Raw genomic sequence first — 13,301 nt, forward strand, 5'->3', positions numbered from 1 at the left:
GCTGTGAGCCGGTTCGTTGAGACGATGGTGGCCACCGCGGGGAACCCAGTGCAACGTGGCATCACCACGGGCGCCCCGCAGGAGCCGATCCGCCGCACCTGGTCCGAAGTCCACCTGCAGGCCCGCCGGATCGCCGGCGCACTGCTCGCCGCCGGGGTCTCCCCCCGGGACGCGGTCGGCGTGCTGGCCGCCGACCCCGGCCTGATCGCCCCGGCGGTGCAGGGCATCTGGCTGGCCGGGGCCAGCGTGACCATGCTGCACCAGCCCACCCCGCGCACCGACCTGGTGGCCTGGGCCGGGGACACCGTGCGCACCCTCGGCATGATCTCTTCGGTCACCGTGGTGCTGGACGACACCTTCGCCGCGCTGGCCGAGCCGTTGCGGGACAAGGGCATCCGGGTGCTGCCGGTGCTGGAGCTGACCGGTGGCGCGCCGGCCGAGCCGGTGCACTCGGCCGAGTCCGACGCGGCGTTGCTCCAGCTCACCAGCGGTTCCACCGCCGAGCCCAAGGCGGTGGTGATCAGCCACGGCAACCTGATCGCCAACATCGAGGCCATGCGCACCGCGGCCCAGCTCGCGCCGGAGACCGACGTGATGGTCTCCTGGCTGCCGCTGTTCCACGACATGGGCATGGTCGGCTTCCTCACCGTGCCGATGACGGTGGGCATGGAGCTGGTCAAGATCACTCCGGTGGAGTTCCTGCGCTCCCCGCTGAGCTGGCCCGAACTGATCACCAGCTACCACGGCACCATCACCGCCGCACCCAACTTCGGCTACGCGGTCTTCGCCCGCCAACTGTCCAAAGTGGACGATGTGAGCCGGTTCGACCTGTCCCGGCTGCGGATCGCGCTCAGCGGGGCCGAACCCATCGACCCGGCCGTGATGCGCGGCTTCACCGAGCAGGGCGCGCGCTTCGGCATGCCCGCCGAGTGCGTGCTGTGCGCCTACGGCATGGCCGAGGCCACCCTGGCCGTCTCCTTCGCGCCGCTGCGCACCGGACTGGCCCTCGACGAGGTGCGTGGCTTCCCACTGCTCGGCCCGCCACTGCCCGGCCTGGAGGTGCGCGCGATCGGCGCGGGCGGCCAGGTGCTGCCCGAGCACGAGATCGGCGAACTCCAGGTGCGCGGCGCCGCGGTCACCGCGGGCTACCTCACCGTGGACGGCCCGATCGCCACCCAGGACGAGCAGGGCTGGCTCTCCACCGGCGACGAGGGCTACCTGGCAGGCGGTCAGGTGGTGGTCTGCGGCAGGCGCAAGGACGTGATCATCCTGGGCGGCCGCAACATCTACCCCACCGACGTGGAACGCGCCGCCTGCGCCGCCCCGGACGTGCGCCCCGGCAACGCGGTCGCGGTGCGCTGGGACGGCAACGGGCGGGAACGGCTGGCCGTGGTGGTCGAATCCCGCCGGGCGGGCGAGGCCGAGGCGGTACGGCTGATCCGCAAGAACGTGGCCGCCGAGGTCGTGCACGCGCTCGGCGTGCGCCCCAACGCGGTGGTCGTGCTCGCCCCCGGCGAACTGCCCAAGACCCCCTCCGGCAAGCTCCGCCGGACCGAGGTCCGCGAGCGCCTGGGGGAGTGGCTCTAAGGCTCTACAGGGCGTGGAAGCGGTTCTGCGCGGCTTCCAGGCCGTCGGCGGCCAGTGCCTCGACCGCGTCGGCGCACTGGTCGATCAGCAGCGCCAGTTCCTTGCGCTCCACGCTGGAGAAGTCCTTCAGCACGAAGTCGGCCGGGTCCTGGCGGCCGGGCGGGCGGCCGATGCCGAAGCGCGCCCGCAGGTAGTCCTTGGTGGCCAGCGATTTGGAGATGGAACGCAGGCCGTTGTGCCCGTTCTCGCCGCCGCCGAGCTTGAGCCGGATGCTGCCGTAGGGCAGGTCCAGCTCGTCGTGCACCACCACGATCCGGGCCGGGTCGATCTTGTAGAAACGAGCGGTGCCCGCGACCGCGCCGCCGGAGACGTTCATGTACGAGCGGGGCTTGGCCAGCACCACCCGCCGAGCGCCCAGCCTGCCCTCGGACACGGCCGCGCCGCCCTTGTGCGCCTTGAACTTCCCGCCGGTCCGCGCGGCCAGCTCGTCCAGCACCAGGAAACCGATGTTGTGCCGGTTGCCCTCGTACTGCGGGCCGGGATTACCCAGGCCGACCACCAGCAGCAGCTCGTCCTCGGACACGGAACCCCTCCTGAAGAAACCAGCGGCGCGAAGATGCCAACGGCGCGCCGTCCCGGGCTGGGACAGCGCGCCGTTCAAGCATGATGCCCGACGTCGAGGGCTCAGCTCTCGGTGGACTCGGTGGCGGCCGACTCCTCGGCGCCACCCTCCATCTGCTCGGCGGTCGGCGCGGCGACCACGTTGACCACGAGGGCCTCCGGGTCGATCGCCAGGGTGGTGCCCTCCGGCAGGATCACGTCGGAGGCGTGGATCTGGGTGCCCGGCTGGACGCCCGCGATCGAGACCTCGACCTGGTCCGGGATGTTCAGCGCGTCGGCCTCGACCTGGAGCTGGGAGATCTCCTGGGTGATCAGGGCGCCCGGCACGGCGTCGCCGGTGATGACCAGCAGCACCTCGACGGTGACCTTCTCGCCCCGCTTGACCAGCAGCAGGTCGACGTGCTCGATGTAGTTCTTCAGCGGGTGGGTGGTGACGGTCTTGGTGAGCGCCAGCTCGTTGGCGGCGCCGCCCAGGTCCAGGGTCAGCACCGCGTTGGTGCCGTGCTCACGCACGACGCGGGCGAACTCCAGAGCGGGCAGGGCTACATGCTTCGGGTCGGAGCCGTGGCCGTAGAGCACCGCGGGAATTTTTCCAGCGCGGCGGGTACGGCGAGCGGCGCCCTTGCCGAACTCGGTGCGCGGCTCGGCTGCGAGACGGACCTCGGACACGGCGATGCTCTCCTTGCATGACGTCGGGCAGAATAAAACCAGTCGTGTGTGGTGACCTGCGGCGGCGTACCCAGCGCGGCGGAAAATGACAACACGCGGCGAATGAACGCCGCCGCGTCGATCACGGAGCCGCGAGAAGAACACCCTCGCCGAGGCAACCCAACCAGTGTATGCCTGTACGGGCTCCCGGTCCCAATCGGGGGTACCGCCATCCGGGTTTTCCGCCTTGGGGCCCTTACGAAACACGCGCCGGGCACCCCTGGAGCGGGGGGCCCGGCGCGTGACGGAACTACTGCCGGAAGATCAGGCGTGACCGTCGAACAGGCTGGTCACCGAGCCGTCCTCGAACACCGCGTGGATGGCCTTGGCCAGCAGCGGAGCGATGGAGAGCACCTTCAGACCGGGGAACTGCTTCTCCTCGGGGATGGGCAGCGTGTTGGTGAAGATGGCCTCGCTGGCCCCGGAGGCGGCCAGCTTCTTCGGGGCGTCGTTGCTGAGGATGCCGTGGGTGGCCGCGATGATCACGTCCGCCGCGCCCTCGGCCCGCAGCTGGTCGGCCGCCTTGGCGATGGTGCCGCCGGTGTCGACCATGTCGTCGATCACCACGCACAGCCGCCCGCGCACCTCGCCGACCACCCGGTTGGCGACCACCTCGTTCGGCTTGAGCGGGTCCCTGGTCTTGTGGATGAAGGCGATCGGACAGCCGCCGAGGGTGTCCGCCCACTTCTCCGCGAGCTTGGTGCGACCCGAGTCGGGGGACACGACCGTGATGTCCCGGCCCGCGTACTTCTCGCCCACGTAGTCGGCCAGCAGCCGCATCGCCAGCAGGTGGTCGACCGGGCCGTCGAAGAAGCCCTGGATCTGCGCGGTGTGCAGGTCCACGGTCATGATCCGGTCGGCCCCTGCCACCTTGAACAGGTCGGCGATCAGCCGGGCCGAGATCGGCTCCCGGCCGCGGTGCTTCTTGTCCTGCCGCGCGTACGGGTAGAACGGCATGATCACGGTGATCCGCTTGGCACTGGCGCGCTTGAGCGCGTCCACCATGATCAGCTGTTCCATCACCCAGGTGTTGATCGGCTCGCAGTGGCTCTGGATGACGAACGCGTCGCACCCGCGCACCGACTCCTCGAACCGAACGAAGATCTCCCCGTTGGCGAATTCGTACGCCGACTGCGGGGTCACAGTCACGTCCAGGTGCTTGGCCACTTCGTCGGCCAACTCGGGGTGGCTGCGACCGGAGAAGAGCATCAAGCTCTTCTTGGGGGTCGCCGACATCGCGCTCACGGTATTTTCACTCCCCGTTTGGCTGGTGTTTGCCCCTATCATCGCTGGTGACAGCGAGTGCTCGCGCGGCAGCATCCGCGGCGGCGGTGCCGGGGCGCTTGCGTTCCACCCAACCGGGGATGTTTCGCTGCTTGGCCCTTGCCACCGCCATGGACCCCGGCGGCACATCGTTGGTGATCACCGATCCGGCGGCGGTGTAGACGCCATCGCCAATGGTCACAGGGGCGATGAACATGTTGTCCGAGCCGGTCCGGCAGTGCGCGCCGATCGTCGTGTGGTGCTTGCTGACCCCGTCGTAGTTCACGAAAACTGAAGCGGCGCCGATGTTGGAGAACTCGCCGATCGTGGCGTCGCCCACGTACGTGAGATGCGGCACCTTGGACCCCTCGCCGATGCTGGCGTTCTTGGTCTCCACGAAGGTGCCGATCTTGCCCTTGACCCCCAGCCGGGTGCCCGGCCGCAGGTAGGCGAACGGGCCCACACTGGCGTTCGCGCCGATCACCGCGCCGGTGCCGTGCGTGCGGATCACCTTGGCGCCCGCGCCGACCTCGGACTCGGCCAGCGTGGTGTCCGGGCCGATCTCCGCGCCCTCGCCCACCCGCACGCCCGCGCGCAGCTGCACGCCGGGGTGCAGCAGCACGTCCCTGGCCAGCTCCACGTCCGCGTCCAGCCAGACCGAGGCCGGGTCGATCACGGTGACGCCCTCGCGCATCCAGCGCTCCAGCAGCCGCCGGTTCAGCTCCGCGCCCAGCCGGGCCAGCTGCACCCGGTCGTTGACCCCCTCCACCAGCCAGGCGTCCGCGCTGACCAGCGCGCCCACCCGCAGCCCGTCGCCGCGGGCGATGGAGAGCACGTCGGTGAGGTACAGCTCGCCCTGGGCGTTGTCGGTGGACAGCCTGCCGATCGCGCCGCGCAGCACGGCCGCGTCGAAGGCGTACACGCCGGAGTTGATCTCCTGGATGGCCCGCTGCGCCTCGTCGGCGTCCTTCTGCTCCACGATCGCGGTGACCACCCCGGTGGCATCGCGCACGATCCGGCCGTAGCCGGTCGGGTTGTCCACCTTCGCGGTGAGCACGGTGACCGCGTTGCCCGCGTGCCGGTGCTCGGCGAGCAGGCCGCGCAGCGTCTCCGCGTCCAGCAGCGGCACATCGCCGTAGGTCACCACGACCACCCCGGACAGCTCGCCGGGCAGCGTGTCCAGCGCGCAGCTCACCGCGTGCCCGGTGCCGTTCTGCTGGTCCTGCACGGCGATCCGGATCTCGCGGTCCAGGGCCTTGCCGACGGTGTCGAGGTGGTCCCGCACCGCCTCCCGGCCGTGCCCGACGACCACCGCGAGGTGGTCCGGGCCCAGCTCGGCCGCGGCGCGCACCGCGTGTTCGACGAGGGTGCGGCCGGCCAGCCGGTGCAGCACCTTCGGAGTGGCCGAGCGCATGCGAGTGCCTTCGCCCGCGGCGAGCACGATCGCGGTGATGGGGCCGACGTCGCCCTGGAGCATGGGGTTGATCTCCCTGCCTGCCGTCTGTGGAAAGTCCGGGCGCGGACCACCCCGCGACGGGGGCCGCGCCCGCCGATCCTACGGGGCCAGCGGCGGGAGCAGTCCGGGGCCGCTCAGGCTCTCCAGACCTGCGCCCGCCGGGCCGCCGTAGACCCGGTTGCCGCCCTCGCGCTTGGCGCAGTACATCGCCGAGTCCGCTCTGGACAGGGCCTGGCCTGGGCTTTCCTGCGGGAACACGGCGACGACGCCAATGGAGAGGGTGACCCCGCGGGACAGATGCACGGGCAGCCGGTCGACCGCGTCCACCGCGCGGTTGAGCGCGGCGTCCGCGGCCGAGATCGGGGCGCCGGGCAGCAGCACCACGAACTCGTCGCCGCCGTAGCGGGCCACCAGGTCGTCCCCGCGCAGCGCGTCCCGGATGGTGCTGGCCACCGCGCGCAGCACATCGTCGCCCTCGGCGTGCGAGTGCCGGTCGTTGACGCCCTTGAACCCGTCCAGGTCGATCAGCGCCACCGACAGCGGGTAGGCGCCGGGCGCGTTGAACAGGGTGTCCATCCGCTCGTCCAGCGCGCGCCGGTTCGGCAGGCCGGTCAGCGGGTCCTGCAAAGCCTGCTGGGCCATGGCGCCGTGCTTGCGGGTCAGCCGCTCGTGGTCCAGCCGGGTGCGCAGGGTGGACTCACGGGTGCGGGCCAGTCCCCACAGCTCGTTCTCCAGCTCGTTGGCGTACTCCGAGAGCGCGGTGTTGGTGGCCCGGCTGTCCGGCCCGGACAACCTCGCGAACTCGCGCACCAGGCACAGCCGCAGCGAGGGCTCGGAGCTGTCGTGCTCCAGCTGCATGCGCACCTTGGTCAGCGCGGACAGCGCCTCCTCGTGCCGGTCGCCCTCGGCGAGGCAGCGGGCCAGCGCGATCGAGGTCATGATCATCTCGGGTGGGTACATGGCCTGGTCGAGCAGGTCCTTGAGCCCCTCCACGTGTTCCATCCCCGGCCGGGCCAGCGCGTGCGCGGCGCCGAGCACCGGCACCTGGGCGGCGGCGGGCAGATCGGTGCGGCGCGGGAACAGCGACTCCCGCCACGGGCCCTCCACGGCGACCGCTATGGCCGAGGCGGTGGCGAAACGGTCCAGCGCCGCCTCGTCCCGGTCCACCCGTTCCAGCCGCAGGCCCCAGCCCAGCTGCAGCCGGACCCGGTTGATCAGGTGCACCGCGATGTCGTGCGGGCCGCCGGAGTGCCGGATGTGCTGGTTGGCCTTGGCCAGTTCCTGATCGGCCATGTCGTAGACGCCGAGCTGGGTGAGCACCAGGCCGATGTCGACCAGCGCGGAGACCAGCAGCCGGTCCCAGGCGCGGCGCGGCAACAGCGCGTCCGGGGCGGGTTCGTCGTCCAGCATGGCCAGCGCCCTGGCGATGGAGGACAGCGCCGCGTCCTCGCGGTCGGCCATCAGCGCGCGGCGGCCGGACAACGCGTGCGCGTCGGCCTCCAGCACCAGCAGGCCGTGCCTGCGGGTGTGCGCGATCATCTCCTCCAGCAGCGGTTCCGCGTCATCGGCGATGCTGGGGGTGACTAGGCGGACCACCGCGGCACAGCGCAGGATCTCGCCGACCATCCAGGGTTCGCCGCGCCGCTGCGCCTCGGTGAGCAGCTCGTCGGTCTCCTCGGCGGCGTTGAGCTGGATGCCCAGCTCGCTGTTCTGCGCCACCGCGGCCAGTTCGCGGGCACGCCCCACCAACCACGCTTCGGATAGTTCAGACCGCGTGGGCAAGGGGCCGTCCCGCCTGTCGACCGTTTCCGAGGACAGTGGCGCACACCCCCTTACTGACGTGTCGCATAGCCGCCGGTTGTCCACCGTTCGGGTTGGACCCTCCCCGAGTCCGCACCGCTCCGCCGCCAGGATTCGAACCTGGACCATCGGAACCAAAATCCGAGGTGCTGCCGTTACACCACGGCGGATCACGGACACCGGCTGCGCGTCCGCCCGGACATCGTTACATATCCGGGCACCGGGCAGTGACATCCGGCCGGGTTTGCCATGTTCGAACGCCGCCCTGGCGACTTTCGGCCGGTCCGGTCCTGCCGGTCGCCGCCCTGGTCAGGACGGACGCAGACCCGGCAGCCGGGTGAGAAAAGCGCTGATCATCTGCTCGTAACCGGCCGGATTCAGGTTCCACGCGGCCACGTGGTCGGCGCCGGGCACCTCCTCGTACTGCACCGGCCAGGCCAGCCGCCGGGACTGCTCGGCCAGGTCACGGCTGGCCTGGACCGGCACCGTGCCGTCGGCCGAACCGTGGATGACCAGGGTGGGCGGCTTGGCCGCCGGTGGGCGCTCGATCAACTCCAGGCGGTCGAAGTCGATGCCGGAGCGCCAGCTGGACACCGTGGTCGCGATGGGGGTCAGGAACTTCGGCAGACCGCGTTCACCGGCCTGCCAGTCGAGGGTCTTCTTCCAGCTCAGCACGGGTGCGTCCAGCACGACCGCGGCCACGTTCCAAGCCAGTTCGGAGCGGGCCAGGAGTTGACCGATGATCGCCCCGCCCATCGAGTAACCGAACAACACCACCTTGCGGGCGCCGTTCTGCACCGCGAACCGCACCGCGGCTTCCGCGTCCCGCCATTCCGTGTCACCCAGGTGATACAGCCCATCGGGTGAAATTGGCGCACCTTTGTCATTGCGGTAAGTAACCGAAAGGTTTGTGTATCCGAGTTTCCGGATCGCCGGGATCATCCGCAGCGTCTCGTCCCGGCTGGCACCCCGCCCATGCACCTGCACCACCCACACCCCGGTGTCGGCGGAGGTCTCCGGCCGCACCAGCCAGGCGGGCATCGGGCCCAGCTCGGAGGCGATGGGCACCTCGGTGAAGTCCAGGCCGAGCGCCCGTTTCGGATCGCCGTCGAACACGTCGTTGTCGAAGCGCACCTTGGTCCCGGCGGTCACCGTGCCGGCCCCGATCAGCTTGCGCTCCACCTGCTCGCCGGAGCGGCGCACCACCTCCCCGACCCGGGTCGCGCCACCCGGCCAGACCAGCGTGAACGTGCCCGGCTGACGGGAGTTCTCGCTGTCCTCCAGGGTCACCGTGGCGGTGCTGGTGGCCAGCACCAGGTCCCGGAACTGCGGTTCACCCGAGTAGGGGACAAGCAGCTCCCCGCTGTAGTACCAGCCGACGCCGCCCGCGCCGAGGGTCAGCACCACCAGGGTGGCCACCACCGCGGCGACGATCCGCCGTCCGGTGCGGCGGGGCCGCGCGGGCGCGGCAGGCGGGTCGATCCGGACCGAGGTGTTCTCCACCAGCGCATTGTCCTGATCATGTCCAGCCTGCGCCGTTCAGGTGGCCCGCGGGTCAGTTCCGGGTGAACCGACACGCCCGGGGAAGCCGAAACGCCGAGACCTGCGCCACGGGGTCTGGCGAGTTGGGCTGACCTTACTTACGCTTGCGTAAGTTACGGTGCCGTAAGTTGGACCGAGACCAGCCTCGACCGTCCCCCACATCGCTGAGGTAGCTATCGAATGACGACCACTGTCGAGACTCCCGCTCCCACCGAGGAGACCCCGCGCGGCCCCAAGCCCATGCTGGGCGAGCCGCGCTCCACCACCGCGCACATCACCATCTGCGCCTTCGTGATCATCCCGACCCTGGTGCTGATCGCGGCGGTGCCGCTGGCCTGGGGGTGGGGGCTTAGCTGGGTGGACATCGGCCTCGCCGTGTTCTTCTACTACCTGTCCGGTCTCGGTGTGACCATCGGCTTCCACCGGCACTTCACCCACGGCTCGTTCAAGGCCAAGCGCCCGGTCCGGATCGGGCTGGCGGTGGCCGGCATGATGGCCGTGCAGGGCTCGATCCTGCACTGGGTGGCCGACCACCGGCGGCACCACGCCTTCTCCGACAAGGAGGGCGACCCGCACTCGCCGTGGCTGCACGGCACCACACCGTGGGGGCTGACCAAGGGCTTCTGGCACGCGCACATGGGCTGGACGCTCAACCGGGACAAGACCAACGCCGAGCGCTTCGCCCCCGACCTGCTGGCCGACGACGACATCAAGCTGGTCGACAAGTACTTCTCGCTGTTCACCGTGGCCACCTTCGTGCTGCCCGGTGTGCTCGGCGGCCTGATCACCTGGTCCTGGTGGGGCGCGCTGACCGCGTTCTTCTGGGCAGGCATCGTCCGGGTGGGCTTCCTGCACCACGTCACCTGGTCGACCAACTCGATCTGCCACCTGATCGGCGACCGCCCGTTCAAGTCCAAGGACAAGGCGGCCAACTTCTGGCCGCTGGCCATCCTGAGCTTCGGCGAGTCCTGGCACAACCTGCACCACGCCGACCCGACCAGCGCCCGCCACGGCGTCAAGCGCTGGCAGCTGGACACCTCGGCCCGGATCATCTGGATCTTCGAGAAGTTCGGCTGGGTGCACTCGGTGCGCTGGCCGAGTGAGCAGCGCCTGGCCCGCATCACTGTCACGGAAGCGGCGCACTGAATTACCGGCAGTTTTCGCTTCGGCGGCCCAGTTCACGTGCGGCGTGAGCTGGGCCGCTGGCATATTGCGGTAGGAAAAGCATCTAGGGTGGGGGAGATGGCAGCACGACGACGCGAGCGGGCGCAGAGCGAAGTCGCCGCGGCGCGCCCGCCAGTGCCGCGGGTGCGCATGACCGGCAAGGAGCGGCGGCAGCAGCTCCTCGACGTCGGGCGGGCGCTGTTCGCCGAGAAGGGCTACGACGCGGCCAGCATCGAGGAGATCGCGCACCGGGCCGGCGTGTCCAAGCCCGTGGTCTATGAGCACTTCGGCGGCAAAGAGGGCCTCTACGCGGTGGTCGTGGATCGCGAGATGGACCTGCTGCTGGAAGGTGTCATCAGCGCCCTCTCCGGCGCCACCCACCCCCGTGAGCTGCTGGAACGGGCCGCCACCGCGTTACTGGACTACATCGAGGAGTCCGCCGACGGGTTCCGGATCCTGGTCCGCGACTCACCAGTGGCCAGCGCGACCGGCAGTTTCTCCAGCCTGCTCAACGACATCGCCAGCCAGGTCGAGCACATCCTCGGGCTGCACTTCTCCGCCCGCGGCTACGACCCCAAGCTGGCCGGGCTCTACGCGCAGGCGCTGGTGGGTATGGTCGCGCTCACCGGGCAGTGGTGGCTGGAGGTGCGCAAGCCCAAGAAGGAAGAGGTGGCCGCGCACCTGGTCAACCTGTCCTGGAAGGGTTTGTCACACCTGGATCCGGCACCCAAGCTGCGCCTCTCTCGATAACTTGAGCGGGTGCTCGCACCCCTGCGGTATCCCGCCTTCCGGCTGCTGACCGTAGGCCGGGTGATCACTCAGCTGGGTGATTCCGTCGCCACCATCGCGCTGGCCTTCGCCGTGCTCGACCTGACCGGCTCGGTGGTCACGCTGGGGCTCGTGGTCGGGCTGCGCTCGATCATGTCCGTGCTCTCCCTGCTCTTCGGCGGGGTGATCGCGGACCGGCTGCCCCGGAATTTCGTGCTGGTCGGCTGCAGCGCGGTGAGCACGCTCAGCCAGGCCCTGCTGGCCGCCCTGCTGCTCACCGGGACCGCGACCGTGCCGGTGGTGGCCGTGCTGGCCGCGATCAACGGCACCTCGGTCGCCTTCTCCTGGCCAGCCTCGGCCGCGATCACCCCGCAGACCGCGCCGGTGGAGACCTGGCAGCAGGCCAACGCGCTGGTCCGGCTGGGCATCAGCGGCGGCAAGATCGTCGGTGCCTCGATCGGCGGGCTGCTGGTGGCGGTGGTCGGACCCGGCTGGGGGCTGGCGCTGGACGCGCTGACCTTCGCGGTGGCCGGGCTGTGCTTCCTGCTGATCCGGCTGCCCAGGACCGAGCCCGGCACCGAGCGCACCACCATGGTCCGGGAGCTGGTCGACGGCTGGCGCGAGTTCGTCTCCCGGCGCTGGGTGTGGGTGGTCGTGGTCGGGTTCATGTTCCTCAACGCGGCCACGGTCGGCGTGCTGCAGGTGCTCGGCCCTGCGGTCGCGGACCAGACCATCGGCCGCTCCGGCTGGGGACTGGTGATCGCCGCGCAGACCGCGGGCATGGCGGTGGGCGCGGTGATCGCGATGCGGTTGCGGGTGCGCAGGCTGCTGCTGGTCGGCTGTGTGTGCATGCTGCTGGACGCGGTGCTGCCGCTGACCCTGGCGATCAGCCCGCAGACCTGGACCCTGGTGCTGATGGCCTTCCTGGCCGGGATCGGGCTGGAGCAGTTCGGCGTGGCCTGGGAGACCTCGATGCAGCAGCACATCCCGGCCGACCGGCTGGCCAGGGTGTACTCCTACGACGCGATCGGGTCCTTCCTCGCGGTGCCCATCGGCGAGATCGCGATCGGCCCTGCCGCGCACGCCTTCGGGGTCACCGAGACCCTCTACGCCGCGGCCGGGGTGATCGCGCTGGCCACGCTGTTCATGCTGGCCAGCCGTAGTGTGCGCCGGCTGGAGAACACCTCGCCCGCGCTCAGCGGCGGGTGATCCGCAGCAGCTTGTCCCCGGTGCCGTTGGAGGTGGTGACGTACAGCGCGCCGTCCGGGCCGCGGCGGGCCGCGCGCAGCCTGCCGTGCGTGTCGTCCAGCTCCCGTGGCGCCGAGACCGACTTCACCGCGCCGGTCTCGTCCAGGCTGAGCAGCAACAGCTTGCTGCCCTTCAACGTGGTCATGGCCAGCGTGCCGTCCAGTTCGCCCCAGTTCGCGCCGCTGAGGAAGTCCACCGCGCACACCGCCTCGGTGGAGGAACCCGAACTCCACACCGCGGGCACCGCGTCAGGGAACCGCTCGGTGTCGGTCATCGGCACGCTCTCGTCGTAGCTGGTCACCGTGCCGCCCTGGGCCGGATCCCAGCCGTAGTTGGCGCCCGCTTTGAGCAGGTTCACCTCGTCGTCCCTGGTCGGCCCGTGCTCGGCGGCGAAGACCTGGTCCCCGCCCGGCCGGACCGCCAGGCCCTGCACGTTGCGGTGGCCGAGGGTGTGGATCAGCCGCTCCCGCGCGTCGCCGGAAGTGGCGAACGGGTTGCCCGGCGCGGGCGCCCCGGTGTTCAGGTCGATCCGCAGCACCTTGCCGCCCAGCCCGTGCCGGTCCTGCGCGGCCGCGGCCTGCGCCGCGTCCCCGGTGCCGACCAGCAGCGCGCCGTCCGGGGCCAGCTGCAACCGGCAGCCGGAATGCCGTCCGCTGCTCACCGGCAACCCGGCCAGCAGCGGGTTCGGGCTCTTGGTCGCACTACGGCCGTCCGCGGCCAGCGTCCAGGTGACCAGCCGGACGTCGATGGGCCGGTCGTCCTGCTGGTAGGTCTGACAGGTGGTGAACTTGCGGCTGGTGGCGAAGTCCGGGTGCACCACCAGGCCCATCAGCCCGCCCTCCCCGCGCACCAGCACGTCGGTGAAGTCCGCGCGCACCTCGGTCACGCTCGCCCCCGGCCTGGACCCGGACAGCAGCGCCAGCCTGCCGGGTCGCTGGCTGACCAGCACCTGCCCGTCCGGCAGGAAGCCGATCTCCCAGCCGTGCGTGAGCTTGTCGGTGACCACCTCCACCGCCAGGCTGGGCGAGGGACTCGTGGACGGTGCGCTGCCGCCCACCCCGCCCGCACAGCCCGCCGTGAGCAGGACCGACAACCCGATGATCGCGACCCGCGAGTTCATGTTCTCCAGAGTGCGGCATCTGCT

At 70.6% G+C, this 13,301-nt stretch carries 11 protein-coding genes and 1 tRNA gene; 4 read left to right on the forward strand and 8 right to left on the reverse strand.

Features of this window, described 5'->3' with window-relative positions; translation table 11 throughout:
- Nucleotides 1–3: 3 nt before the first annotated feature.
- Entirely contained in the window at nt 4–1,587 is a 1,584-nt protein-coding gene (locus ACTOWY_RS28060) for a fatty acyl-AMP ligase (protein WP_441312610.1), read from the forward strand.
- A 4-nt stretch (nt 1,588–1,591) separates the two neighbouring features.
- Here ACTOWY_RS28060 and pth read toward each other — a convergent pair whose 3' ends face one another.
- From pth to ACTOWY_RS28095, 7 genes are all read right to left on the reverse strand, one after another.
- Complete coding sequence (pth, locus tag ACTOWY_RS28065) at nt 1,592–2,170, reverse strand: aminoacyl-tRNA hydrolase (protein WP_441312611.1); 579 nt, start codon at nt 2,168–2,170, stop codon at nt 1,592–1,594.
- A gap of 101 nt (nt 2,171–2,271) precedes the next feature.
- Nucleotides 2,272–2,877 (reverse strand): 50S ribosomal protein L25/general stress protein Ctc, encoded by a 606-nt coding sequence (locus tag ACTOWY_RS28070; RefSeq protein WP_441312612.1) that lies wholly within the window; start codon nt 2,875–2,877, stop codon nt 2,272–2,274.
- A 303-nt stretch (nt 2,878–3,180) separates the two neighbouring features.
- On the reverse strand, nt 3,181–4,152 hold the full coding sequence (locus tag ACTOWY_RS28075) for a ribose-phosphate diphosphokinase (protein ID WP_441312613.1): 972 nt from the start codon (nt 4,150–4,152) through the stop codon (nt 3,181–3,183).
- 16 nt (nt 4,153–4,168) lie between these two features.
- Complete coding sequence (glmU, locus tag ACTOWY_RS28080) at nt 4,169–5,656, reverse strand: bifunctional UDP-N-acetylglucosamine diphosphorylase/glucosamine-1-phosphate N-acetyltransferase GlmU (protein ID WP_441312614.1); 1,488 nt, start codon at nt 5,654–5,656, stop codon at nt 4,169–4,171.
- 78 nt (nt 5,657–5,734) lie between these two features.
- Complete coding sequence (locus ACTOWY_RS28085) at nt 5,735–7,381, reverse strand: diguanylate cyclase (protein ID WP_441312615.1); 1,647 nt, start codon at nt 7,379–7,381, stop codon at nt 5,735–5,737.
- A gap of 153 nt (nt 7,382–7,534) precedes the next feature.
- Nucleotides 7,535–7,605: transfer RNA gene (locus ACTOWY_RS28090), tRNA-Gln, on the reverse strand.
- A gap of 139 nt (nt 7,606–7,744) precedes the next feature.
- Nucleotides 7,745–8,938: an alpha/beta hydrolase family protein gene (locus ACTOWY_RS28095; RefSeq protein ID WP_441312616.1), complete on the reverse strand. Its 1,194-nt coding sequence runs from the start codon at nt 8,936–8,938 to the stop codon at nt 7,745–7,747.
- Between the two features lie 219 nt (nt 8,939–9,157).
- Between ACTOWY_RS28095 and ACTOWY_RS28100 the strand changes: the two genes are divergently transcribed.
- From ACTOWY_RS28100 to ACTOWY_RS28110, 3 genes are all read left to right on the forward strand, one after another.
- Complete coding sequence (locus ACTOWY_RS28100) at nt 9,158–10,123, forward strand: acyl-CoA desaturase (protein ID WP_441312617.1); 966 nt, start codon at nt 9,158–9,160, stop codon at nt 10,121–10,123.
- A gap of 168 nt (nt 10,124–10,291) precedes the next feature.
- Nucleotides 10,292–10,891, forward strand: a complete 600-nt coding sequence (locus ACTOWY_RS28105; protein WP_441312667.1) for a TetR family transcriptional regulator — start codon at nt 10,292–10,294, stop codon at nt 10,889–10,891.
- A 9-nt stretch (nt 10,892–10,900) separates the two neighbouring features.
- Nucleotides 10,901–12,118 carry an MFS transporter gene (locus ACTOWY_RS28110; RefSeq protein ID WP_441312618.1) on the forward strand — a complete coding sequence of 406 codons (1,218 nt, stop codon included), beginning with the start codon at nt 10,901–10,903 and terminating at the stop codon, nt 12,116–12,118.
- Here the strand turns inward: ACTOWY_RS28110 and ACTOWY_RS28115 are convergent.
- Nucleotides 12,105–13,277: a PQQ-dependent sugar dehydrogenase gene (locus tag ACTOWY_RS28115; protein WP_441312619.1), complete on the reverse strand. Its 1,173-nt coding sequence runs from the start codon at nt 13,275–13,277 to the stop codon at nt 12,105–12,107. The two genes, ACTOWY_RS28110 and ACTOWY_RS28115, sit on opposite strands and share 14 nt — an antisense overlap.
- Between the last annotated feature and the right edge of the window lie 24 nt (nt 13,278–13,301).

The organism is Crossiella sp. CA198 (genome assembly GCF_052078295.1).
Taxonomy (GTDB): Bacteria; Actinomycetota; Actinomycetes; order Mycobacteriales; family Pseudonocardiaceae; genus Crossiella.

What these genes read in the sequence shown, in the direction of transcription:
- ACTOWY_RS28075 (WP_441312613.1), bottom strand. Translation starts at nt 4,152, where the DNA reads ATGTCGGCGACCCCCAAGAAGAGCTTGATGCTCTTCTCCGGTCGCAGC.
- glmU (WP_441312614.1), bottom strand. Translation starts at nt 5,656, where the DNA reads ATGCTCCAGGGCGACGTCGGCCCCATCACCGCGATCGTGCTCGCCGCG.
- ACTOWY_RS28100 (WP_441312617.1), top strand. Translation starts at nt 9,158, where the DNA reads ATGACGACCACTGTCGAGACTCCCGCTCCCACCGAGGAGACCCCGCGC.
- ACTOWY_RS28105 (WP_441312667.1), top strand. Translation starts at nt 10,292, where the DNA reads ATGACCGGCAAGGAGCGGCGGCAGCAGCTCCTCGACGTCGGGCGGGCG.
- ACTOWY_RS28115 (WP_441312619.1), bottom strand. Translation starts at nt 13,277, where the DNA reads ATGAACTCGCGGGTCGCGATCATCGGGTTGTCGGTCCTGCTCACGGCG.